Genomic DNA, 23133 nt, shown 5'->3' with positions numbered 1-23133 from the left:
TTAATCCGGTGCTGCCGTGAATCCGGGGTGGGGCGATGATCCGGCGTTGCTTGATGCTGTTGTGTCTGTTCTGGCTGGCCGGAACCACCGCCGCGCTCGCCGACAAGCGCGTTGCCCTCGTCATCGGCAATGGCGACTATCGCACGCTCGGCCGCCTCGCCAATCCGGTCGCCGACGCCGATGCCATTGCCCGGCTGCTCGCCGGCGGCCCGCTCGGCTTCAAGGTGATCCGCGCCACCGACGCCGACCATGCCGCCATGCTCAAGGCGATGGCCGAGTTCGGCAACGAGGCTACCGACGCCGACATCGCGCTGGTGTTCTATGCCGGCCACGGCATGCAGGTCGACCAACGCAATTTCCTCATCCCCGCCGGCGCCGACATCAAAAGCCGCGTGGATCTCACCACGCAGACGGTCAGGCTCGACGATATCAGCGATATCCTCAGCGCCTCCGGCGCCAAGGCCAAGATCCTGCTGGTCGATGCCTGCCGCAACAATCCGCTGCCGGCGAGCGCAAGCCGCGGCGCCTCGCGCGGCCTTGCCCGGCTCGATGCCGCCACCACCGGCACACTGGTCGCCTTCGCCACCGGCCCCAACGCCGTCGCCGATGACGGGGACGGCGGCCACTCTCCCTTCGCAGCCGCCCTGCTGAAGCGGTTGCCGGAGCCCGGCATCGAAATTCGCCGCATGCTCGCTTTGGTGCGCCAGGACGTTCATGCCGCCACCAGCCAGCGTCAGACACCGTGGGTCGACGAAGCCCTGCTCGGCGACCTCTATCTGTCGGGCAGCGCCATATCCACGTCGGAGCCCATCGCCACGCAGCAGCCTCCCCTGGCGCCGGGAAGCCCGGTCCCCGACAGGGCGGACCTGGCCGCCTGCAGCGATCTCGGCACCGATCCCACACCGATCAAGCTCGAGGCCTATCTCGACAATTTTCCGAAGGGCTATTGCGCCGCCTCGGTGCGCCGGCGGTTGGAAGCCATGGCCAAACCGGGCGGCACGCCGGCAGCGATCCCGGCCTCGCAAGCGCCCGCACCGGCCAAAGCCGACCCGCCGCCCTATACGGTCTCGAGCTATTGGAATCACAATGGTTCGCGCGTGGCGCTATCGGCGAGCGAGGGCAACCGCCTGTTCTATTACGAGGCGCCCCGCCCTGGCCTGGCCGAGGCCGGGGTCCGTAAGGGAGCCCTGCTGTTCAAGGGAACGGCCACTGGCGGCGTCTATCGCGGCCAGGCCTATGTCTTCTCGCGCGAATGCGGGCCGATCTCCTATCCCGTCGAAGGTTCGGCGGCCGGGGAACCGCCGATCATCACTCTGCGCGGAAAGGCGCCGCGGCGCGCCAGGGATTGCGCTCAGACCGGCTGGCGCGACGATACGCTGGTATTCCGCTACGATTCGGCGGCGCGATAGCAGGCAAGGCCCTCCCGGCCAGCCCGTCGGTGGTCCGACAAGACCGCTTGAGTCCTTTTTAAGGGGGCAACATCGGCCCTGCGGCGCTCCCCCCGCTTTCGGCTGCGGGATTGCTATGTTAAGGGGAGGCCGTGGAGCGGACAGGCTCGCCTGCCCGGCCACACGGTTTTGACTGGTCGATGAGGACTGAGACGCAATGGCGGAACGCCGTTCGAGCTTTGAATATGAAGATCTCCTGGCCTGCGGGCGCGGCGAGATGTTCGGTCCCGGCAATGCGCAATTGCCCCTTCCCCCCATGCTGATGTTCGATCGCATCCCGGAAATCTCCGAGACCGGCGGTCCGCACGGCAAGGGCTGCGTACGCGCCACGCTCGACGTCAAACCGGACCTGTGGTTCTTCTCCTGCCACTTCCAGGGCGATCCGGTGATGCCGGGCTGCCTCGGCCTCGACGCCCTCTGGCAGATGACCGGCTTTTTCCTGGGCTGGCTCGGCCAGTCCGGTCGGGGCCGCGCCCTCGGTGTCGGCGAGGTCAAGTTCACCGACCAGGTGCTGCCCGGCGTCAAACAGGTCGAGTATGGCGTCGACCTCAAGCGGGTTTTCAAGGGTAAATTGATTCTCGGCATCGCGGACGGCTGGCTAAAGGCCGATGGCCGCACCATCTATGAGGCCAAGGATCTGCGCGTCGGCCTGTTCCAGGCCTGATTTCTGGTAGAAAGCCTGATTTCTGGCCATGCGCAGCGCCGGTTCGGCGCATTTTCGGACGTGCCCGCTTCGGCTCGCCTATTGCAATGCGCCTTGAAACATGCAGGGTGCGGCCCCGTTGACGCTCGACGCGCCGGCGGGGGCGATGCCTTGTTGGATCGTCCATGATCGGGCTCTGCCCGTTCGTGGGCAATGAGCATAATTTCCGAGCTTGCCCAAAACCGGGCCGCTTGCGAAATTCTGCGCAAGCGTTTTGCGATGAGGCGGAGTTGCCTCAAATCGCAAAGACGCGTCGAGCCAAAGAGCTAGAGCAGACCAGCGTTTCCCTCTAAACGCGCTTTGCTCTAGGGAACGCAGTGCCGGCCCGGCGGTCTCCTCGGAGAGGATCGTGGGTGGGTGACGAAACTGGAAGGGATCGCCATGAGACGTGTCGTCGTTACCGGCATGGGTATCGTGTCTTCGATCGGCAACTCGACGCAGGAGGTTCTCTCCAGCCTGCACGAGGCCAGATCCGGTATCACGCGCGCCGAGCAGTTCGCCCAATATGGCTTCCGCTCGCAGGTCTATGGTGCGCCCACGCTCGACCCAGCCTCGGTGGTCGATCGCCGCGCCATGCGCTTCCATGGCGGCGGCACCGCCTGGAACCATGTGGCCATGGAACAGGCCATCCTCGATTCCGGCCTCGAAGCCAACGAGGTCTCCAACGAGCGCACCGGCATCGTCATGGGGTCCGGCGGCCCCTCCACCCGCACCATCGTCGAGGCCGCAGACAAGGCGCGCGAGTCGGGCAGTTCCAAGAAGGTCGGCCCCTTCGCCGTGCCCAAGGCGATGTCTTCCACAGCCTCCGCCACGCTCTCGACCTGGTTCAAGATCAAGGGCATCAATTATTCGATCTCCTCGGCCTGCGCGACCTCGAACCATTGCATCGGCAATGCCTATGAGCAGATCCAGTACGGCAAGCAGGACGTGATGTTCGCCGGCGGCTGCGAGGAACTCGACTGGACGCTGGCCGTGCTGTTCGACGGCATGGGCGCCATGTCGTCGAAATACAACGACACCCCCTCCACGGCCTCCCGTCCCTACGACAAGAATCGCGACGGCTTCGTGATCTCCGCCGGCGCCGGCGTGCTGGTGCTGGAAGAATTGGAGCACGCCAAGGCCCGCGGCGCCCGCATCTATGGCGAGATCGCCGGCTACGGCGCGACTTCCGACGGTCATGACATGGTCGCCCCCTCGGGCGAGGGCGCCGAGCGCTGCATGCGCATGGCCCTGGCCAACATCAAGGCGCCGATCGACTACATCAACCCGCACGCCACCTCGACGCCGGCCGGTGATCCTCCCGAGATCGAGGCCATCCGCAAGGTGTTCGGCTCGGGCGACAAATGCCCGCCGATCGCCGCGACCAAAGCGCTGACCGGCCATTCGCAGGGCGCAACGGGCGTGCAGGAAGCAATTTATTCACTCCTCATGATGAATAATGGCTTCATCTGCGAGAGCGCGCATATCGAGGAGTTGGATCCGGCCTTTGCTGACATGCCGATCGTCCGCAAGCGTATCGACAATGCCAAGCTCAGCCATGTGCTGTCCAACTCCTTCGGATTCGGCGGCACCAACGCGGCCCTGGTCTTCAAGCGCCTCGACGCCTGAGATCAGTTTCCGCCTGTTCCGGCCGGAATATCGCGTAACAAAGAGACAGATAAAGTGATCCAGGAACCAAGCAAAACCCCGGATACTTTGTCGAAACGTGGTAAAGAGGCGGAAATGCGGGCTGATCGGCCGATTCTGGTCGTATTGCGCCTGAAACGCTTTACGGTTTGACGAGATCGCGTCAAATCGCAAAGCGCGTCCCACCAAGGAGCCAGAGCAAAGCAGCGTTCATGCCAGACGCTTTGCTCCGGTCACCGATGACCAGGATTTGGAGTTGCAGGCCATGACAGGGCTCATGCAAGGTAAGCGCGGTCTGATCATGGGCGTGGCCAATGATCATTCGATCGCCTGGGGTATCGCCAAGAGCCTCGCCGACCAAGGCGCCCAGTTGGCATTCACCTATCAGGGCGAGGCCCTGCGCAAGCGCGTGGAGCCGCTGGCCAACAGCGTCGGCTCCAGCCTGCTGGTGCCCTGCGACGTCGAGGATGTCGCCTCCGTCGACGGCGTCTTTGCCACGCTGGCACGGGAATGGGGCAAGATCGACTTCCTCGTCCACGCCATCGCCTATTCGGACAAGAGCGAGCTCAAGGGCCGCTACGCCGACACCACGCGCGACAATTTCACCAAGACCATGGTGATCTCCTGCTTCTCCTTCACCGAGATCGCCAAGCGCGCCGCCGACCTGATGCATGATGGCGGCTCGATCCTCACCCTCACCTATGGCGGCTCCACGCGGGTGATGCCGAACTACAATGTCATGGGTGTCGCCAAGGCCGCGCTGGAAGCCTCGGTACGCTATCTCGCCTCCGATTTCGGCCCGCAGGGCGTTCGCGTCAATGCGATCTCGGCCGGCCCGATCCGCACCCTCGCCGGCGCCGGCATTTCCGATGCCCGGCTGATGTTCAACTATCAGCGCGCCCATGCACCGCTGCGGCGCACGGTGAGCATCGAGGAGGTCGGCGGTTCGGCACTCTACCTGCTGTCGGATCTGTCCACCGGCGTCACCGGCGAAGTGCATTTCGTCGATTCCGGCTACAACATCATCTCGATGCCGCATCCGGATGCCCTCAAGGCCCAGGAAGCCGCCGAGGCGAGCGTGGCGACCAAGGCCGCCGCCGAGTAAGCGGGGGCGTTGGCGTCGGCCCTGAGAGGCGGGCACCTCCATCGACCTCTTTTTCGAGATATGGTGTTTTCAAGAGCGGACGAGGGCGTCCGCTCTTTTGGGAAATTGTGCGCCACAGGCCGCTGTGCAGCCCGTCATTCCGCCGCAATCGACACGACTCCACCGCCGATCATCGCCAGCACATTCGCGATGAGGCGATGCCCGATCTCCGGCCTGGTCATCACCGATTCCGGGTGGAACTGCACGGCGGCGAGAGGCAGGCTGGCATGCTCCACCGCCATGATGATGCCGTTGCCGTCGCGCGCGGTAACCCGGAGTTCCGCCGGCAGGACCTGCGGGTCGGCATGGATGGAGTGGTAGCGCCCCACCGAGAAGCTGCCGGGCAGGCCGGCAAAGAGCCTGCCTTCCTCGACCTCCACCCGCGAGGCCTTGCCATGCATGGGCCTGGGGAGCAGGTCGAGCCGACCACCGAAATATTCAACCATACCCTGCAGCCCGAGACAGACGCCGAAGACCGGCAGCCCGCGCTGCAAGGCAAGCTCCAGGGTTCGGTGCATGGCGAAATCCTCGGGCCGTCCGGGACCGGGCGAGAGCACGAGGAGGTCTACCGGCTCGCCATCCGCGAGCCTCTGCCGCGCCAAAGCCGGGCGCAGGGTCAGCACCTCGGCGCCCGCGGCACGGAAATAGCCGGCCAGCGTGTGCACGAAACTATCCTCGTGATCGACGAGCAGGAGACGCGGTCCGGAGCCGACCTTGCGGACCGGAGCCGTCGCTTGATCGGCCGTTGAGGTTCCCTCCTCCAGCACGGCCAGCATGGCGGAGGCTTTCAGCCGGGTTTCCGCCTCTTCTTCCCACGGGTCGCTGTCATGCAGCAAGGTGGCGCCGACGCGGACTTCCGCCACGCCGTCCTGCAGGCGGATGGTGCGCAGCGTCAGGCCGGTATTCAGGGCACCGTCGAAGCCGATCGAGCCGAAGGCCCCGCCATACCAGCGCCTGGCACTCTTTTCCTCGGCCTCGATATGGCGGATCGCGCCTCGCTTGGGCGCGCCCGTCACCGTCACGGCCCAGGCATGGCTGAGGAAGGCATCGAGAGCGTCATAGCCCGGCCGCAACAGCCCCTCGACATGGTCGACGGTATGGATCAGGCGCGAATAGAGCTCGATCTGGCGCCGGCCGATCACCTTGACGCTGCCGGGCTCGCAGATGCGCGACTTGTCGTTGCGGTCGACATCGGTGCACATGGTCAGTTCCGCCTCGTCCTTGGCGGAATTCAGGAGCTCGCGGATGCGCTCGGCATCCTCCAGCGCATCGGCGCCGCGGCGGATGGTGCCCGAGATCGGACAGGTCTCGACGCGCTGGCCCTCGACCCGCACGAACATCTCCGGCGAGGCCGCCACCAGGAACTCGCCCTCGCCGAGATTGATCAAGGCGCCGAAGGGCGAGGGATTCGCATTGGCAAGCCGGCGAAAGACCGCGCTCGGAGCGTCCGGGCAGGGTTTCGAAAGCAATTGCCCCAGCACCGCCTCGAACAGGTCGCCGCGCGCGAAGGCCGCTCTGGCCCGTTCGACCATGGCGGCATATTCCCCGGGTGCATGATCGCTCTCGGGTGGCAGGTCGGGACCGGAAAGCCGGCGATAGGGATGGGGCTCGGTGGCGCGGGGCAGGTTTCGGGTCGAACGCCCATCGACGCTGAAATCGTAGCTCAAGCGCTGCGCCCGCTGGCGGGCGTGGTCGACCACCACCAGCTCGTCGGGCAGATAGAGCACGAGGTCGCGCTGGTCGTCGGCCCGCGGCAATGTCAGGCTCATCGGCTCGAACTGGAAGACGAGATCGTAACCGAACGCACCATAGAGGCCGAGATAGGGCTCATCGGGCGCGGCAAAGAGCTCGATCACGACGCGGAGCAGCGAGAACAGGCTCGGCTGGCGGCTGCGCTCTTCCTCGGCAAACGCGCCTTCCGCCTCGCGTACCGCGCCTTCGAGACAGCCCTCGCTTTTGGCGAAAGCCTCCAAGAGGCCAAGCGGGCGCAGGCGCCTCTCGATCACCGGCACGAGGCAGGCGCCGCGCTGGTTGAGAGCCTCGATCCGAAAGCGCCGTCCCTTGCCGGTGATGACCAGCGGAGGATCGGCAAAGCCGATTTCTCCGCGCCGATAACGCCCCGGCACCTCGTAGCTGGAGGAGAACAGCAGGCCCCGCTGCCGGTCCAGGCGTTGAGCGAGGGCCGACATGTCATGGGGGTAGTCGAGATCCTGGCAGGCGCGATGGACGCGGATGCCGCCGGCCGTGTGGTAGATATGGTCCGTCATGGAGCCAACTCCGAGTTACGGCCGTCTCGGGTTGGGTGCTCCTGCGCTGATCTTCAAAAATCAAAAGCCGCCCCTCCCGGGACGGCCAGATGAGCAATGATCATGCGTGGCCGTCCGTGCTTAGACGGGCCACCACCAGCTTGCTGAGAAAGACGAAATGCGCATGAGGGGATGCTAACAGCCATACCCCGAGAGAACAATCCCCCACCGGAAAACGAAGAGACCATTTTTGTCTATTTTATCTACCATCTTTATGTATTAATGGAGCGAGGATCCGTTTGGGAGATATGCCGTGTCCCGCCCCGCTCTGCCGACCCGCCGCCGCTTCATTGCCGGCCTTGCCTCCCTCGCCGCAGGTGGCGTTGCCGCTGCTGGGATGGCCAGGGCCTCCGATAATCCATCCGAACTGCGCATCGACTACGCGACCTACAATCCGGTCGGCCTGCTGATCCGCGACAAGGGCTGGCTGGAGGAGGAGCTCAAGGCCGATGGCATCGCGGTGCGCTGGGTCCAATCCCTGGGCTCCAACAAAGCCCTCGAATTTCTCAATGCCGGCAGCATCGATTTCGGCTCGACGGCGGGGGCGGCCGCCCTGGTCGGCCGTATCAACGGCAATCCGATCAAATCCGTCCATGTCTATTCGCGCCCCGAATGGACGGCGCTGGTGACACGCCCCGACACCGGCATTGCCGCCATCGCCGATCTCAAGGACCGGCGCGTAGCGGCAACGCGCGGCACCGATCCTCACATCTTCCTCATCCGCGCGCTGGCTTCCGCCGGGCTGAAGGAAAAGGACATCACGCTCGTGCCGCTTCAGCATGGCGACGGCAAAGCCGCCCTGGTCCGCGGCGATGTCGACGCCTGGGCGGGGCTCGATCCGATCATGGCCAGCGCCGAAGTCGAAAACGGGGCCAGACTCTTCTTCCGCGATCCCGCCCTCAACAGCTGGGGCGTGTTGAATGTACGCGAAGCCTTTGCTGTGGCCCATCCCGAACTGGTGCGCCGCGTGCTGGCCGTCTATGAGAAGGGTCGCCGGCACGCCCTCGCCAACCCCGCCGATCTCAAGCAGAGCCTGATCACGGCCGCCAAGCTGCCGCATGCGGTGATCGAACGCCAGCTCACCCGTACGGACCTGTCGACCGGCACGATCGGAGACGCACAGCGGCAGACGCTGGTGGCCGCCGGGCAAGCCCTGCAGGGCGTCGGCGTGATCAAGGCCGAGCTCGACGTGCCCGCGGCGGTAGATGGGCTGATCGACCCGCGTTACGGCGCCCGGACACAGTAGGCCGGGCCATGACGGCATTCGAAAGCCCGGCCACACGCGAGGCGGTGACAGAACGGCCACCGGCGACCAGGCCCTCCCTTCGCCTCGCCCGGCCTTATGCCGGGCTGCTCCTGCCGCTGACCCTCGGCCTGGCATGGGAATATGCCGTCCATGCCGGCTGGAGCGACGGGCGGCTGCTGCCGCCGCCAAGCCGCATCGCTGCGACGCTGCTGGAGCTGGCACGCAATGGCGATCTGGCCACCCACATCCTCGCCACCCTGGCCCGTGTGGGAGCCGGCTTTTTCTTCGGCTCTGCCGCCGGCATCGTGCTCGGGGCTGCCGCGGGCTATTCGTCCCTGTTCCGCACCCTGGTCGACCCTACGCTGCAGGGTCTGCGCGCCATTCCGTCCCTCGCCTGGGTGCCGCTCTTCATCCTGTGGTTCGGCATTTTCGAGGAATCAAAGATCATTCTCATCGCTGCCGGCGTGTTCTTTCCGGTCTATCTCGGCGTCTCCAGCGCGATCCGCTCGGTCGATCGCAAGATCGTCGAGGTCGGCCAGGTCTTCCGGCTGAAGGGGCCGCAGCTGGTCCGGCGCATCCTACTGCCCGCCATCCTGCCACAGGTCGTCACGGCCCTGAGGGTTGGCCTCGGCCTCGGCTGGATGTTCGTGGTGGCCGCGGAGATCATGGGAGCCTCCGAAGGGCTCGGCTATCTGCTCGTCGATGGCCAGCAACTGGGCAAACCCGACGAGATCGTCGCCACCATCATCCTGTTCGCGTTGATCGGCAAGACGAGCGACATGTTCCTGGTTGCGCTCAGCCGCCCCTTCCTGCACCACGTAGACAGTTTCGCCAGCAAGGGCCGCTGATGCTGTCGCTACGCAGTCTCGACAAGATCTATGCCAACGGCACGCAGGCCCTGCGCGGTATCGACCTTTCGGTCGCACCCGGCCAGGCCGTCGCCATCATCGGCGGCTCGGGAAGCGGCAAAAGCACGCTTCTGCGCCTGATCGGCGGCCTGGAAACCGCGACCCGCGGGCAGGTGGAGATCGATGGCGTACCCGTCGCCGCCCCGGCCGAGACCGTTGGTTTCGTCTTCCAGGAACCGCGCCTGCTGCCCTGGCTGAATGTCGCCGGGAACGTCGCCTTCGGCCTGGCTGGCCTGCCTCGGCATGACCGCGACAGGCGGGTGGACGAGGTCCTCGCGCGCGTCGGTCTGGAGGGACAGGGCGAAAGATGGCCCAAGGAATTGTCCGGCGGCATGGCCCAGCGCGTCGCCATCGCCCGGACCTTGGCGGCACGGCCAAGCATTCTTCTCCTTGACGAACCCTTCTCCGCCCTCGACGCGCTGACCCGCGCCAGCCTGCAGGACCATGTCGCCAGGCTTTGGCTGGAGGACCGGCAGACGCTCCTCCTCGTCACGCATGATATCGAGGAGGCGCTGCTGCTCGCCGACCGCATCATCGTCCTCGCGCCGAGGCCAGGGCGCATCGAAGAGATGGTTACCGTCGACCTGCCCCGCCCGCGCGATCGCGATAACCCGGCCTTCGAACAGGCCAGGCGCGATTTGCGCAAGGCTCTCGATCGCTCCCTGCACGGCCAGAGCGTTTTGCGATCAGACGGGGTCACCTAGAATCGCAAAGACGCTTCAGAACAATGAGTTAGAGCAAATAAGCGTTCACGCTTGAACGCGCTTGCTCTAGGTCCCTGCCCACGGCATGGAGCCGCCCTATGCCGGAAGCCCACGGGGAACGACTGGCCCTCCAAAAGCAGAACGCGCCACCTTCAGGGAAGAAGGCGGCGCGTTCGGAATTCGTCGGGTGACGGCTGGCGGGGTTCAGGCAGCCTTGGCACCGTAGACCTGCTGGCGAGCGTGACGGATCATTTCCATGCGGTCGGCGCGCAGATCACGCAGATCGCGGTCGGACAGGCTGTTGATCTCATCGAGCAGGCGCAGGAACTCAGCCTGCTTGGCCATGCGGTCCTTAAAATAAGCAATGATGCTTGCGAAGATCATGATGACTACTCCTTTGTTATCAGGGAGTATCCACCTTCCTATGTTGCGGTGCAACATCCATCGTCGCAATGCCGAATTGCATAGCTCGCATGGCTAAAGGGGTGATTATGGCGAGTTCTTAACCAATCGGCTCAACACGTATGCAATATTGCATTCCTGACACAAATCCGCAATGCAATTGACATCTTCGCAGGCAGGCCATGCCGCGCCTTGCAGCAACCTGCCACTCCAATGGCATCGCGCCTCACTGTTTGGCGGCGGCGAGCTCCGCTTCAATGGCCGCGATCGATTCCCGCAACTTGGCGACGCGTTCCTCCGCCTCGCGGGCCAGGCGCTCGTAATGGGCGCCGCGGTTCTTCTGCACCGCCAGGACCTTGGCCTGCTTCTGGATGCTGGCGATCTCGGCGAGCATACGGGCCTTCTTCATGGGCCGATCATCCATCGCGCCACTCCTTGTTTCGTTAGATCAAAGCCTTTCCTAGAGCAAAGCGCGTTTAGACGGAAACGCTGCTTTGCTCTAGCTCCATAATTCGACGCGTCTTTGCGATTCCTGGTAATTCCACCACATCGCAAAACGCTCTGGACGTCCTTGCGGCGAAAGGCACGCCCGCCGGCATAAAATTCACATCAGGCGTTGGCATTCCGCCCTCGGGGCGCTAATCCGGCGTCTGACACCTTCATGAGAGAAACGCGATGACCGATAGCCCGCCCGACCGCCTCGCCGCCAATCCCGACAGCCCCTATTTCGACCAGGCCCTGATGGAACGCGGCGTCGGCATTCGCTTCAACGGCACCGAAAAGACCAATGTCGAGGAATATTGCGTCAGCGAGGGCTGGATCCGGGTCGCCGCCGGCAATGCCAAGGATCGGCGCGGCAATCCCCTGACCATCAAGCTCAAGGGCACGGTCGAGCCCTATTTCCGCGACGAGGCGTGAGCCCGGCACCCCACCTCGTCCCCCGCCCGCACCAGATCGAGGCGAGCGAGGCCATCCTCGCCGCCCGCCGTGCCGGGCGGCCGGGCTTTCTTTTGGGGGACCTGACGGGCCTCGGCAAGACGCTGTCGGCCTGGCTGGCGCTGAGTGCCATGCCCGAAGAGGAGATCCTGGTGATCTGCCCCAAGGGCGCCATTCCGCAATGGCGCCTGACCATGGCGCAGGCCGGCCTGCCGGCCAAATCCGTCACCCTGATGAATTTCGAGCGCACGAAAACGCTGATGGCGCCGCCTGCGGTGAGCACCAAGCGCTCGACCAGGGCCAGGAACAACGAACTCGCCAAGCTCGGCACGCCCAAGCGTGTCTGGCCTCTGGTGGTGATCGATGAGGCCCATCGCATCCGCAACCCCAATTCGCAGCAGGGTCTGGTCTGCCGCCAGATGGCGGCCGCCGCCGATTTCACCCTCTATATGAGCGCAACGGCCGGGCAGGCGCCGCATGAGCTTTCCTACCTCGCCCGCTTGCTCGTGCAAGGGGGCGACAGGCGAAAGGGCGAGGGCCTCGGTGCCGATCTCGACGGCTTCCGCGCCCTGATGAAGCGGCTCGGCATCGGACGCGCCAAGGGGCGCTGGAAGAACTGGTCCTGGGAGCCGAACGAGGACGACCGCCGCACCATGTCCTTCCTGCTCTACAAGGGACCGAATGCCATCGGCCTGCGCCGCCGGCCGGAGGAGATCGCCGGATGGCCGGAAGTGCAGCGCGAGATAACGCCGACCGCGCTCGATGCCGAGAGCCGTCGCCTCTACGAGGCGACCTGGCGCGAATTCCGCCGGGAACTCGGCCTGGCCGGCGGCTCGACGCGGCGGGCGGCGGGCTGGGCGGCCGATCTGCGCTTTCGTCAGAAGGGCAGCCTCATACGCATCGCCGGCACCGCCGATTTCGCCGATGATCTCATCGGCAACGGCCAGCAGGTTGCCATATCCGTCGCCTTCCTCGAGACCAGCGCCCTTCTGGTCGAAAAATTGCGGGGCCATGGCTGGCGCGTCGACGCCATCAACGGCACCCAGAGCGGCGAGCGCAACGAGGCGGTGCGCCTAGCCTTCCAGCGCGGCGAGCTCGATGCCGTGGTGTTTACCGTCACCGAGGCGATCTCCCTGCATCGCGGCGAAATGCCGGGCGGGGAACGCGAGCGTTCGCTGGTGGTGCACGACATGCGCCACAGCGCCATCCAGCTCCAGCAGATCGAGGGACGTTGCCATCGCGACGGCCAGCGCGCGGTGATCTACTACGCCTATGCCGAGAACACGGTGGAGGAAAAGATCGCCGCCACGGTGATCGGCCGCATGGCCGACATGGACGGCATGGCCGGCGACGACACCGCCATGCTCGACGCGATCGCCGGAGTGATCGAGGAAGCGGCCGAAGCGCGCTGAGAGCCGGCCATGTCCGCCGTCAGGCGAACGGATCGTAGCCGGGCTTCTTGTAGACGAGGGCCGGCTTGTCCTGGATGTCGGGAATGTAGACCTTCTGGGTCCATTCGTCCTCCGCAACGTCCTCGATCGAGACCGAGATCGACTTTTCCTGGCTGTTCAGGCTGTCGATCACGGCTTGGGTCAGGGCGTCGGCGAGCTTGCGCTTCTGCTCCTCGGACCTGCCGGGCAGCATCTTGACGATGAGGTGGGGCATGGCTCTCTCCGCTTTCCGGTGCCCCGCGATACGGGCACGATGCAGCAGCGCTCATAAACCGGTTGAGCCGGCCAGGCCAGGGCCACTTCCGACAAACGGCAGGGAGCTTGGCCGCGCTCTGATCTGATACCGGGGCTCTGCAAGGCCGGCCTGTCCGAGAGCGGCCCCTTCCCGGCAGCGCATCACGCAAAACGGGGCGCCGAAGCGCCCCGTTCACGTCAAGCCTGCATGGCTTGTCAGAGGACGAAGTACCAGTTCGCCAGCAGCACCACGGCCAGGCCGGCCGCGAGGGTGAGGTAGGGCAGGATGCCCGCCTTCTTCTGCTGCAGGTCGGCGGATTTGAGGCCGAGATCGTCCAGCATATGCTCCGGGAACTTGCCGCCGTCCTGGATGTAGTGCCGGTAGCAGAACACCGGGATGATGAGGGCGGCGGTGAAGAGGCCTGCCCACAGCGCCAGCGGGTTCCAGACCTTGGCGCCCGCCCCCATGAACATGGCGTTCACATAGGCAAAGATGGCGCCAATGGCGATGACGAAGGTCGGCGCCTTCCAGGGCCTGTTGATGTGACCGTTGTCGATACGATGGATCCAGCCGGCGTTGAGGTTGAGGAAGTTGAAGATGATGTAGCCGCAATTCGACACGGCCAGGATGAAGAAGAAGCTCGTGGCGTCCGCCGAGGCGATGGCGAGCAGCATCAGGTTGAAGATGAGGTCGGTCCACATCGCCCGCGTCGGGGCGCCGTGCGAGTTCACATAGCTCAGATATTTGGGGAGCCAGCCATCCACCGAGCCCTGGTAGAGGGTGCGGGAGGAACCGGCCATCGCGGTCATGATGGCCAGGATCAGCGCCAGGATCATCAGCATGACCAGCAACTGGCTGATGATGGCGCCGCCATGCACCATGTCGGCCATGGCCGCCGCTACGCCCGACCCGTCCACGATGGGGGTCGCCAGCATGCCGTTCAATCCGAGCACGCCCTGGAAGGTGAAAGGCACCAGAATGAAGAGCAGCATGCACAAAAGGCCGGAATAGAAGATGGCCTTGAAGGTATCCCGGCCGGGATCCTTGAACTCGCTGGTGTAGCAGACGGCCGTCTCGAACCCGTAGGTCGACCAGGCGGCAATGAACATGCCGCCGAGCACCAGGGTCCAGCCCGCGACGTTCCAACTGCCGGGCGCCGGCGCATAGGCGGTGGCGAGCGGCACCAGCGGGGAGTAATTCGCCCAGTTGATCTGCCCGGTGATGATCGGCACGATGCCGACGATCAGCATCGGGATGATGACGATCAGGCCGATGATCTTCTGGGTGTTGGCGGTGCCGAGGATGCCGCGATGCTGGATCGCGAAGGTCAGGAGCATCAGCGCGGCGCCGATGAAGAACACCGAGTTGAGGGAGAAACCGAAAAGCGGAAAGGTGTGGCTGAACAGCGTCCAGGTCCGTATCGCCGGTGTCGCCGCTGCCGTTACCGCCGCGATCGCGTCAGCCGGGGCGGTGCCGGCATGAGCCGCGATATAGGCCGCGACTTCGGGCGAACTATCCGTGAAGACGGGGATTGGAAAGAGCGCATTGAGAATGTAGCCGGCAGCGATGGAACAGCCGAGTGACAGCACCGGCGACCAGGCGAACCAATTGCACCAGACCGACAACGGCGCGATGAACTTGGAGTAACGCAGCCAGGCCGTGGCGCCATAGACGGAAGAGCCGCCAGATTTGTTGGGAAACAGGCCGGCGATCTCCGCATAGGTGAAGGACTGGATGAAGCCCATGATCATGGACGCTGTCCAGATCAGGAAGGCGGGCGTGCCGGTGGTTCCGGCGATGCCTCCGATCGAGAACAGCACGAGCGGCGGCACGCCGCTTGCCACCCAGAAGGCTCCCCGCCAATCGATATGGCGCAGCAACTGGCTCTCGCCACCTGCGCTCGCGTTTACGTCAGTTGTCGCCGTCATTGTGTTCCCCGGATCTGATCGACTGCACTGGATGCTTTGGGGGCGGTATGGGCCGCGAGAGTTCCATGGCGGCTCTCGTCTTTACCCACCGTCTCTCTTTTTTCCTATGAGTGAAGATTGACACACTCTCAGGAAGCGTCAACCTTTAGTTTTTGGCGGTTCCCCGTAAAATGACGGTTTTCTGCCTGTTTTTTGAGCAATTCTACGAGCGGACTGAGAGAGGTAGGCAGCCGCTTCGCAAAAAGAATTCAAGCTGACAAAATTTCCTGCTGGACAAACTTGTTTCTTCTCTGGAAACTTCAGACGTCACCGCGCAGGCAAAATGCACGGGACGAACCATTCGAAGGATGCCCGTATGTCGTCACGCAAGATGTGGGGGAATGAGCCGTTCTGGGGCCTCGGTTTCGAGTGGGATCCGCAATGGATGCTGACCGACCGCCAGAAGGCCTTGCAGGCCAAGCTGATAGAGCTGTGCCAGACGGAGATGCGCGCCAACGCCGTCGAGAGCGACAGGAACCGTGCGTATCCGCGCAAGAATTTCCAGATCCTGGCCGAACACGGCTTTCTGGGCCTGATCGTTCCTCGGGAGCTCGGGGGCCAGGGCGAGAATCACGTCTGCGTCGCCATGGTGGTGGAGACCATTGCCCGCTATGGCTGCGCTTCCACGGCCATGTGCTACACCATGCATACCGGCGCCGTCGCCGCAGCCCTGCTGCGCCACCACGACAATGCGGCCCTGAAGGACATTCTGCGCCGTCTCGACAAGGATTGCCTGATCGGCACCCTCTCCTATTCCGATCCGGAGACCGGTTCGCATTTCTGGTATCCGATCTCCTCGGGCGCCGAGGAGACCAAGGAGGGCTGGCACGTCCGCAAGAAGGCGTCCTGGACCACCTCCGGCGGCTTTGCCGACTGGTACATCGTGCAGACGACCTCTCCCAATTTCAACGGCAACTACGCCGATCTTTCCTGCTTCTTGATCCTCGGCGACGAAATCACCAGCGATCCGGGCAGCTGGAACGGCCTTGGCCTGCGCGGCAACCAGTCCGGCCCGCTGGAGGTCAACAAGGTGGTGCCGCGCAACCGCCTGGTCGGCCCGGTCGGGGATGGCGCCCGTTCCAACGACGAGGTGGTCGATCCCTTCTTCCTGCTGTGCTCCTCGGCCTGCTGGAGCGGCATCGCCATGGGCATGATCGACATTGCCAAGGCGCACACCACCAAGAAGACCCACAAGGATGTCGGCATGCGGGTGGCCGACTATGCCACCATCCAGGACTATGTCGGCGAGGCGATCATCGACACCAATGTGGTGCGCTCGATGGATTTCCTCATCGCCAAGGCGCTGGACGACGCCACCGGCAACAATGACTGGTCGATCCACAAGAACGACGTCTCCTTCCTGCCGCGCGCCGGCCTGCTGCACTGGCTGTGGCAGCTGAAATTCGCTGCCGCCAAGAACGTCGCCGCGGTCTCCGACAAGATGCTGCATGCCTGCGGCGGCACCGGTTACAAGCCGGAGCTGCAGATCGAGCGCTATCTGCGCGATGCCAAGGCCGGCTGGGTGATGGGCCCCACCAACGAGGTGCTGCGGCAATTCGTCGGCAAGACCTCGCTGCTCGGCTTCGAGGCGGTCGATTATTGGAACACCTCGATCAACGAGCGCGTTCTCAACAACGAGATCAAGAAGATGGATGTGGACGCCAAGCGCGCTCTGGCGGAGCGGCTTTTGGCCGAAATCAATCCCCCTGCCATTCGGAAGACGGCGTAAGATGCGGCCGGCGACGCAATCCTCGGCAGGACATGCGGTCCATTCCGGTTTCCGCATCGACGAGGCCACTATGGTTTCCGACCACCTCCCGGATTCACGCGAATCCGGGATATACCGGGGTCGGAGCGCAAGCGCCGACGTCGGTAAGGGTATGAGGCACGATGGTCCAGGGTTCTGCAACAAAGCCGGCGAAGGCGGATATCGTCCCGGAAACCATCGATCCCCTGCGCTTTCGCGGGGCGCTCGGCCTGTTCGCCACCGGCGTCACCGTGGTGACCGCCGCCCATCCGACCGCCGGGCTGATCGGCATCACCGCCAATTCGTTCTCCTCGGTTTCGCTCGATCCGCCGCTGGTGCTGTTCTCGATCGCCAACACGGCACGCAGCCTGTCGGCCTTCCTGGAAGCGCCGGGCTTCTGCGTGAACGTCTTGCGCAAGGAGCAGCGCGCCCTCTCCTCCCGCTTCGCGCGGCAGAGCCAGGACAAGTGGTCGGGCGTGGCCTATACGGCCGGGCGCTTCGGAGCACCGATCCTGCCCGAGACCATGGCGGCCTTCGACTGCCTGCATCATGCCCAGTACGAGGGTGGCGACCATCGCATCATCGTCGGCCGGGTGGTCGACATGGAGCACAATGTCGAGGGCGAGCCGCTGCTCTTCTTCGGCGGCCGCTACCGGGTGCTGGGCGAGGAAGCCGAGTGAGGGGGAATGGCGTTGGGCATCTCGCCAGCTGTTGCGCCGCCCCTCGCCCTTGCCCTCTCCCCGTAGACGGGACGAGGGGGACTTTTTCGTCGCACCTCTTCTGCAGCCGTTGTTATCTCGCGCAAACGCCGACCTCCCGCTCGCCCCGTTCTGACGGGGAAAGGGCATGGGTGAGGGGCAGCACTGCCTTCGCCTGCTTTGAAGTCTCCTCCTCCTATGCAACGAGGCCCCATCATGCCTGAAGCCGAAATGCTTCGTGTCGCCGGCGGATCGAGCCAGGTCTTCGCCCTCGGCAAGGGCGACCGCCTGCGCTTGACCGATCTGGAAGGTGGCCAGAATGCTCTGCTCTACGCCTTCGCGGCGCAGGAGAGCCTGCCATCTGGCCATCCAGCCGCTCCGCGCGAAGCGCTGGCCGGGCTGATCGCGGCCAATGAGAATGCCGCCGCCACCCATCACCAGCTCGCCGGCCGGGATCTGGCCAGCGCCAGCGGCATCCTGATCTCGGGACCCGATGCCCCGGCTGGTGAGGCCCTGTCGCTGTCGGCCGAGCGGGACATGACCTGCGTGCTCATCGTGCCGGCCGGCAATTCGACGGCGGATGCGGTGGTGCCCGCCACCGACTTCCACCTGGAGATCGCCCGCAGCGACGAGCCGGCGAACCGCGCACCGCGGGGCCAGCCGGCACCGCCTCTGGCCACGCCCATCCAGGATTTCCGCGTCAAGGCCGCGACCGCCGAGCGCTTCGAGGTCAAGGCCGGCCAATACATCCAGATCATGGACATCGACGGGCGCCAATGCTCGGATTTCCTCGCCTTCGACAGCGAACTGCTCAAGCAGGGCATCGAATGCGGCCTCGACGCCACCGCCACCCGCACTTTGATGGGCCGCGCCTATCCGGGGCCCGGGCTGTTTTCGAAATTCTTCGACCAGCGCATGCGCGCCACGGTGGAGGTGGTGCAGGATACCTGCGGGCGGCACGACACTTTCGGCCTCGCCTGCACCATGAAATATTACGACGACATGGGTTATCCGGGCCATGATTCCTGCTCGGAGAACTTCAACAAGGTGCTGGCGCAGGACGGCATCGCCCCGCGTCCCGGCTGGCCGGCGATCAACTTCTTCTTCAACACCCAGGTCAACCATGACGGCACCATCAGCGCCGACGAGCCCTGGTCGCGCCCGGGCGACTATGTGCTCCTGCGAGCCCTGATCGACCTCACCTGCGCCGCCTCCTCCTGTGCCGACGACATCGATCCGGCCAATGGCTGGGATCCCACCGACATCCAGGTCCGCGTCTATGACGCGCATCACGAATTCCCCAAGGCGATCGCTACGCGCATGACACCCGATTCCCCTCCGGTCTTCACCAAGGAGACGGCGTTCCATTCGAAGGTCGCTCCTCTTTCGCGCCGCATGGTCGAATATCGCGGCTATTGGCTTGCCAATTCCTTCCTCGCCGACGGCGCGGTGGCCGAATATTGGGCCTGCCGCGAAAAGGTGGCGGTGATCGATCTCTCCGCCCTGCGCAAGTTCGAGGTGCTCGGCCCCGATGCCGAGGCGCTGCTCGACTATGCCGTGACGCGCGACATCACCAAGCTTTCGGTCGGCCAGGTCGTCTACACCGCCATCTGCTATCCGCATGGCGGCATGCTGGATGACGGCACCGTCTTCCGCCTGGGGCCGCAGCAGTTCCGCCTCGTCTGCGGAGATCCCTATGTTGGCGTGCATCTGCGTCAGCTCGCCGAGGAGAAGGGCTTCAAGGTCTGGATCCGCTCCTCGACCGACCAGCTCCACAATCTAGCCGTGCAGGGCCCCAGGAGCCGTGACCTCATCGCCAAGATCATCTGGACCCCGCCGGCCCAGCCGGCTGCCAACGAGATCGGCGTGTTCCGCTCCACCGTCGGCCGCCTCGGCCATGCCCAGGGACCGGCCGTGGTGGTTTCGCGCACCGGCTATACCGGCGAACTCGGCTACGAGATCTTCTGCCACCCCCGCGATGGCGAGGCTCTCTGGGATGCCGTCTTCAAGGCCGGCAAGCCGCTGGGCGTGGTGCCCATGGGCCTGGAAGCGCTCGACATGCTGCGCATCGAGGCGGGGCTGATCTTCGCCCATTACGAATTTTCCGACGAGACCGATCCGTTCGAGGCCGGCATCGCCTTCACCGTGCCGCTGGTCTCCAAGAAGGGGGACTTCGTCGGCAGGGAGGCCCTGGTCAAGCGCAAGGCCGAGCCCCAGCGCAAGCTGGTCGGCCTGGAGATTGAGGGCCGCGAGACCGCCCATCACGGCGATCATGTCTATGCCGGGCGCGCCCGCATCGGCGTGGTCACGTCGGGCATGCGTTCGCCTATCCTCGACAAGACCATCGCCCTCGCCCGCGTCGATATCGGCTCTAGCGAGATCGGCACCGAACTCGAAATCGGCAAGCTCGACGGTCACCAGAAGCGCCTCAAGGCCAAGGTCGTACGCTTCGCCCATTACGACCCCGACAAGACGAGGGTGAGGATGTAACGCGGTCATCCCGCACGCGGTGCAGCAAGCAATGCTGCTCCGCAGATGCGGGGCCGCGACAAGAAGAAGGCATCACGACAACCAAACGGTCCTGTGTCTGCAACGCACCACTTCATGCTGCGACGAGCACGGGATGACAAACCATAGAAGGGAACATCCATGAGTGTCATGTCCTGGCGGCGTTCGCCGCTCGCAGCCCGTCACCGAGCCCTCGGCTCCACCCTGGAAGACTGGAACGGGATGGAGACGGCCTGGACCTATACCAAGTCGGACCTCGCCGACGAGCATGAGGCGATCCGCACCAAGGCGGCGCTGATGGACGTATCCGGCCTGCGCAAGGCCCATCTGGTCGGCCCGCATTCCCACCAGGTGCTGCAGCGCCTGACCACGCGCGACGTGCGCAAGATCGTGCCCGGCAAGTCGGCCTATGCCTGCGTGCTCAACGACGCCGGCAAGTTCACCGACGACTGCATCCTCTATCGCACCGGCCCAAACAGCTGGATGACGGTCTATGGCTCCGGCACCGGCTTCGAGGACATGGCCCGCGATGCCGTCGGCAAGAACGTCGCCGTTCTCTTCGACGACGATCTGCAGGACCTGTCGCTGCAGGGCCCGCTGGCGGTGAAATACCTTGCCAAGCACGTGCCAGGCATCAAGGATCTCAAATATTTCCACCACATGCAGACAACGCTGTTCGGCAAGCCGGTGATGATCTCGCGCACCGGCTATACCGGCGAGCGCGGCTACGAGATCTTCTGCAAGGCAGAGGACGCCGTGGAGATCTGGGACACCATCCTGAAGGAAGGCAAGCGCATGGGCATCGTGCCCGCCTCCTTCACCGCGCTCGACTGGCTCAGGGTGGAGAGCTATCTGCTGTTCTATCCCTATGACAATTCGCAGATGTATCCCTTCGAAAACGAGGGCCCCGGCGACACGCTGTGGGAACTCGGCCTCACCTTCACCGTCTCGCCCGGCAAGACCGGCTTCCGCGGCGCCGAGGAGCACTACCGCCTCAAGGGCAAGGAGCGCTTCAAGATCTTCGGCGTCCTCGCCGACACCGACAAGATCCTCGACGCCGGCGACGAACTGTGGGCGAACGGCAAGAAGGTCGGCGTGGTCACCTGCGGCATGTATTCGCGCCTGACGAACCGCTCCATGGCGATCGCCCGCATGGATGTCGACGTCGCCAAGCAGGGCACCAAGCTCGAGGTCAAGGGCAAGAACGTGCAATGCCCGGCGATCGCCCACACCATCACCTTCGACGATCCGGAGAAGAAGAAGCGTACGGCGGCGTGACGCGGGCTACCCTCCCCTCGATGGGGAGGGTCGACGCGTAGCGTCGGGGTGGGGTGGTTGCGCGAGATTTACCCGTTTTGCGAAATCGCGCCTTCATTAGTCCTCGTAGCGCTTTCCACCCCACCCCGGCCTTTCAGGCCGACCCTCCCCGTCGAGGGGAGGGTATAGCCGGACCGCCACCATTTGGGAGACTTGCAAGAACCATGCTCGTATCCGGCATCAAGAGCCGTCCTGTCTATGGCACGCTTGCCATCCGCCCCGGCGCCAAGCGGCACCTGTTCGTGGCGGATGCCGAGGGTGGCCAGGCGATCCTCGACGCGGCCAAGACGGCCGACAACGCCTTCCTCGACAGGGCCCACATCATCTATGTGCCCGGCGGAGCCGCTCCCAAGAATCTGGGCGAGGCGCTCAGGGCACTCGGCCCCGACATGTACTATGAGGGCCCGAGCATCGCCGCCGCCCTGCCGCGCCTGGCCCAGACGCTGGCGACCGCCCATATGGGCACTCAGATCTATCTGGCCGGCACGGAAGGACTGATCGGCCAGGCCATGAAGCTTGCGATCGAAGCCGGCGTCGACCATCTCTCCATCCAGACCGAGCATCGCGGCTCGCAGGAACGCCGGGTGCAATGCGTGCATTGCAAGGGCATCACCGAGCATGTGCGCACGCAGCCGGTCAAATGTGCCCATTGCGGCCTGACCCTGCTGGTGCGCGACCATTATTCGCGCCGCATCGCCGCATTCCAGGGCGTGTGCATCGACGCCGAAGAGCCCGGCGTCGTTCCGCCGACCGAGGAGGCCTTTCCATGAGTGACAAGACCCCGAAAATCGAGGTGCGCGTCAGCGAGATCCACCAGGTCACGCCCGAGATCAAGCGCTTCCATTTCAAGCCCGTCGACGGCTCGCCCCTGCCCAATTTCTCGGGCGGCGCCCATGTCGTGGTGGAGATGGAAGACGGCGCCACGCTCAGGCGCAACCCCTATTCGCTGATGAGCCGCCCGGGCGACACGGCCTGCTACACCATCAGCGTCAGGCGCGACGACAATGGCCGCGGCGGTTCGCTCTTCCTGCACGGCAGGGTCCGGCCCGGCGACATCATCCGCATCAGCCATCCGGTCAATCTCTTCCCGCCAGACCAGCGCGCCAGGAAGCACCTGCTCTTTGCCGGCGGCATCGGCATCACGCCCTTCATGGCGATGATGGCGCAGCTTTCCGACGAGGACCGCCCCTTCGAGCTGCATTACGCCGTGCGCTCGGACGAGCACGGCGCCTATCTCGCCCATCTGGCCGAGCGCTATGGCCGCCGGGTCCACATCTATCGCGACGCCAAGGGCGAGGCGATCCCGCTGGTCGACCTGCTCGCCCGCCAGCCCCTCGGTACGCATCTTTATGTCTGCGGGCCCGGCGGCATGATCAGATGGGTGCTCGACACCGCCCGCAATGAAGGCTGGCCCGAGCAGAACCTGCACAACGAGCAATTCCTCGCCCCGGCCTCCGGCAAGCCCTACGAGATCACCCTGGCCCAATCGGGCAAGCGGGCCCAGGTCGGGCCGCACCAGAGCATGCTGGAGGCGATCGAGGCTGCCGGCGTCGACGCGCCCTATCTGTGCCGCGGGGGCGCCTGCGGCCAATGCGAGACGCGGGTGCTCTCCTGCGACGGCACGCTCCTGCACAACGACCATTACCTCTCGGAAGCCGACAAGGCCTCCGGCACCAAGGTCATGCCCTGCGTCTCGCGCTTCGAGGGCCGGGAGCTGGTCTTGGATCTGTAATCCCCGGGACCGCCGGCTTTCAGCCGGCTCTTCCCAAACCTTCCGTTTCAAGAGC

At 64.7% G+C, this 23133-nt stretch carries 20 protein-coding genes; 15 read left to right on the top strand and 5 right to left on the bottom strand.

The features are described 5' to 3' along the window. Positions 1-35: 35 nt before the first annotated feature. From J8I29_RS00645 to fabI, 4 genes are all read left to right on the top strand, one after another. Positions 36-1409, top strand: a complete 1374-nt coding sequence (locus tag J8I29_RS00645; protein ID WP_209430269.1) for a caspase family protein — start codon at positions 36-38, stop codon at positions 1407-1409. Positions 1410-1605: 196 nt separating this feature from the next. Continuing rightward, on the top strand, positions 1606-2112 hold the full coding sequence (gene fabA, locus J8I29_RS00640; protein WP_105864357.1) for a 3-hydroxyacyl-[acyl-carrier-protein] dehydratase FabA: 507 nt from the start codon (positions 1606-1608) through the stop codon (positions 2110-2112). Between the two features lie 420 nt (positions 2113-2532). Continuing rightward, positions 2533-3759, top strand: coding sequence for a beta-ketoacyl-ACP synthase I (gene fabB / locus J8I29_RS00635; RefSeq protein WP_209430268.1), 1227 nt, complete (start codon positions 2533-2535; stop codon positions 3757-3759). Between the two features lie 283 nt (positions 3760-4042). Continuing rightward, on the top strand, positions 4043-4882 hold the full coding sequence (gene fabI / locus J8I29_RS00630; RefSeq protein ID WP_209430267.1) for an enoyl-ACP reductase FabI: 840 nt from the start codon (positions 4043-4045) through the stop codon (positions 4880-4882). A 134-nt stretch (positions 4883-5016) separates the two neighbouring features. On the opposite strand, the gene J8I29_RS00625 is transcribed toward fabI, so the two are convergent. Next, positions 5017-7188 carry an anthranilate synthase component I gene (locus J8I29_RS00625; protein WP_209430266.1) on the bottom strand — a complete coding sequence of 724 codons (2172 nt, stop codon included), beginning with the start codon at positions 7186-7188 and terminating at the stop codon, positions 5017-5019. 376 nt (positions 7189-7564) lie between these two features. On the opposite strand from J8I29_RS00625, the gene J8I29_RS00620 reads away from it, so the two are divergent. The 3 genes from J8I29_RS00620 to J8I29_RS00610 are packed head-to-tail and all read left to right on the top strand — an operon-like array spanning position 7565 to position 10085. Further along, on the top strand, positions 7565-8473 hold the full coding sequence (locus J8I29_RS00620) for an aliphatic sulfonate ABC transporter substrate-binding protein (protein ID WP_209430567.1): 909 nt from the start codon (positions 7565-7567) through the stop codon (positions 8471-8473). A gap of 8 nt (positions 8474-8481) precedes the next feature. Further along, complete coding sequence (locus J8I29_RS00615) at positions 8482-9321, top strand: ABC transporter permease (protein WP_209430265.1); 840 nt, start codon at positions 8482-8484, stop codon at positions 9319-9321. Continuing rightward, positions 9321-10085 (top strand): ABC transporter ATP-binding protein, encoded by a 765-nt coding sequence (locus J8I29_RS00610; RefSeq protein WP_209430264.1) that lies wholly within the window; start codon positions 9321-9323, stop codon positions 10083-10085. The genes J8I29_RS00615 and J8I29_RS00610 overlap by 1 nt, the downstream gene beginning before the upstream one ends. A gap of 204 nt (positions 10086-10289) precedes the next feature. Here the strand turns inward: J8I29_RS00610 and J8I29_RS00605 are convergent, their stop codons facing one another. Further along, positions 10290-10469, bottom strand: coding sequence for a hypothetical protein (locus J8I29_RS00605; RefSeq protein WP_105864352.1), 180 nt, complete (start codon positions 10467-10469; stop codon positions 10290-10292). A 244-nt stretch (positions 10470-10713) separates the two neighbouring features. After that, the gene (locus J8I29_RS00600; RefSeq protein WP_068287917.1) at positions 10714-10911 is read right to left on the bottom strand and encodes a hypothetical protein; all 198 of its coding nucleotides are present in this window, start codon (positions 10909-10911) and stop codon (positions 10714-10716) included. Between the two features lie 251 nt (positions 10912-11162). Here J8I29_RS00600 and J8I29_RS00595 point away from each other — a divergent pair, with 251 nt between their 5' ends. Both J8I29_RS00595 and J8I29_RS00590 read left to right on the top strand, forming a co-directional pair. Next, on the top strand, positions 11163-11405 hold the full coding sequence (locus J8I29_RS00595) for a DUF3297 family protein (protein ID WP_105864351.1): 243 nt from the start codon (positions 11163-11165) through the stop codon (positions 11403-11405). Continuing rightward, complete coding sequence (locus J8I29_RS00590) at positions 11402-12835, top strand: DEAD/DEAH box helicase (protein WP_209430263.1); 1434 nt, start codon at positions 11402-11404, stop codon at positions 12833-12835. The genes J8I29_RS00595 and J8I29_RS00590 overlap by 4 nt, the downstream gene beginning before the upstream one ends. A 19-nt stretch (positions 12836-12854) precedes the next feature. Here the strand turns inward: J8I29_RS00590 and J8I29_RS00585 are convergent, their stop codons facing one another. Both J8I29_RS00585 and J8I29_RS00580 read right to left on the bottom strand, forming a co-directional pair. Next, positions 12855-13088 carry a tautomerase family protein gene (locus tag J8I29_RS00585; protein WP_105864349.1) on the bottom strand — a complete coding sequence of 78 codons (234 nt, stop codon included), beginning with the start codon at positions 13086-13088 and terminating at the stop codon, positions 12855-12857. Positions 13089-13324: 236 nt separating this feature from the next. Then, the gene (locus J8I29_RS00580) at positions 13325-15037 is read right to left on the bottom strand and encodes an APC family permease (protein WP_105864348.1); all 1713 of its coding nucleotides are present in this window, start codon (positions 15035-15037) and stop codon (positions 13325-13327) included. Between the two features lie 355 nt (positions 15038-15392). Between J8I29_RS00580 and J8I29_RS00575 the strand changes: the two genes are divergently transcribed. The 6 genes from J8I29_RS00575 to J8I29_RS00550 all read left to right on the top strand — a co-directional run bounded on the left by J8I29_RS00575 (position 15393) and on the right by J8I29_RS00550 (position 23078). Continuing rightward, positions 15393-16805, top strand: coding sequence for an acyl-CoA dehydrogenase family protein (locus J8I29_RS00575; protein WP_245196520.1), 1413 nt, complete (start codon positions 15393-15395; stop codon positions 16803-16805). Between the two features lie 161 nt (positions 16806-16966). Beyond that, positions 16967-17503: a flavin reductase family protein gene (locus tag J8I29_RS00570; protein ID WP_105864347.1), complete on the top strand. Its 537-nt coding sequence runs from the start codon at positions 16967-16969 to the stop codon at positions 17501-17503. A gap of 234 nt (positions 17504-17737) precedes the next feature. Next, complete coding sequence (locus J8I29_RS00565) at positions 17738-20011, top strand: aminomethyltransferase family protein (RefSeq protein WP_280869546.1); 2274 nt, start codon at positions 17738-17740, stop codon at positions 20009-20011. A 159-nt stretch (positions 20012-20170) separates the two neighbouring features. Further along, positions 20171-21307, top strand: coding sequence for an aminomethyltransferase family protein (locus J8I29_RS00560; protein WP_245196519.1), 1137 nt, complete (start codon positions 20171-20173; stop codon positions 21305-21307). Between the two features lie 203 nt (positions 21308-21510). Further along, positions 21511-22116: a dimethylamine monooxygenase subunit DmmA family protein gene (locus tag J8I29_RS00555; RefSeq protein WP_105864345.1), complete on the top strand. Its 606-nt coding sequence runs from the start codon at positions 21511-21513 to the stop codon at positions 22114-22116. Continuing rightward, positions 22113-23078 carry a PDR/VanB family oxidoreductase gene (locus J8I29_RS00550; protein WP_209430260.1) on the top strand — a complete coding sequence of 322 codons (966 nt, stop codon included), beginning with the start codon at positions 22113-22115 and terminating at the stop codon, positions 23076-23078. The genes J8I29_RS00555 and J8I29_RS00550 overlap by 4 nt, the downstream gene beginning before the upstream one ends. The last annotated feature ends 55 nt before the right edge of the window (positions 23079-23133 follow it).

The organism is Labrys sp. LIt4 (assembly GCF_017813775.1).
In the GTDB taxonomy this organism is placed as follows: Bacteria; Pseudomonadota; Alphaproteobacteria; order Rhizobiales; family Labraceae; genus Labrys; species Labrys okinawensis_A.
The sequence above is the reverse complement of the archived record's forward strand: the minus strand, read 5'-3'. Positions and strand labels throughout refer to the sequence as shown.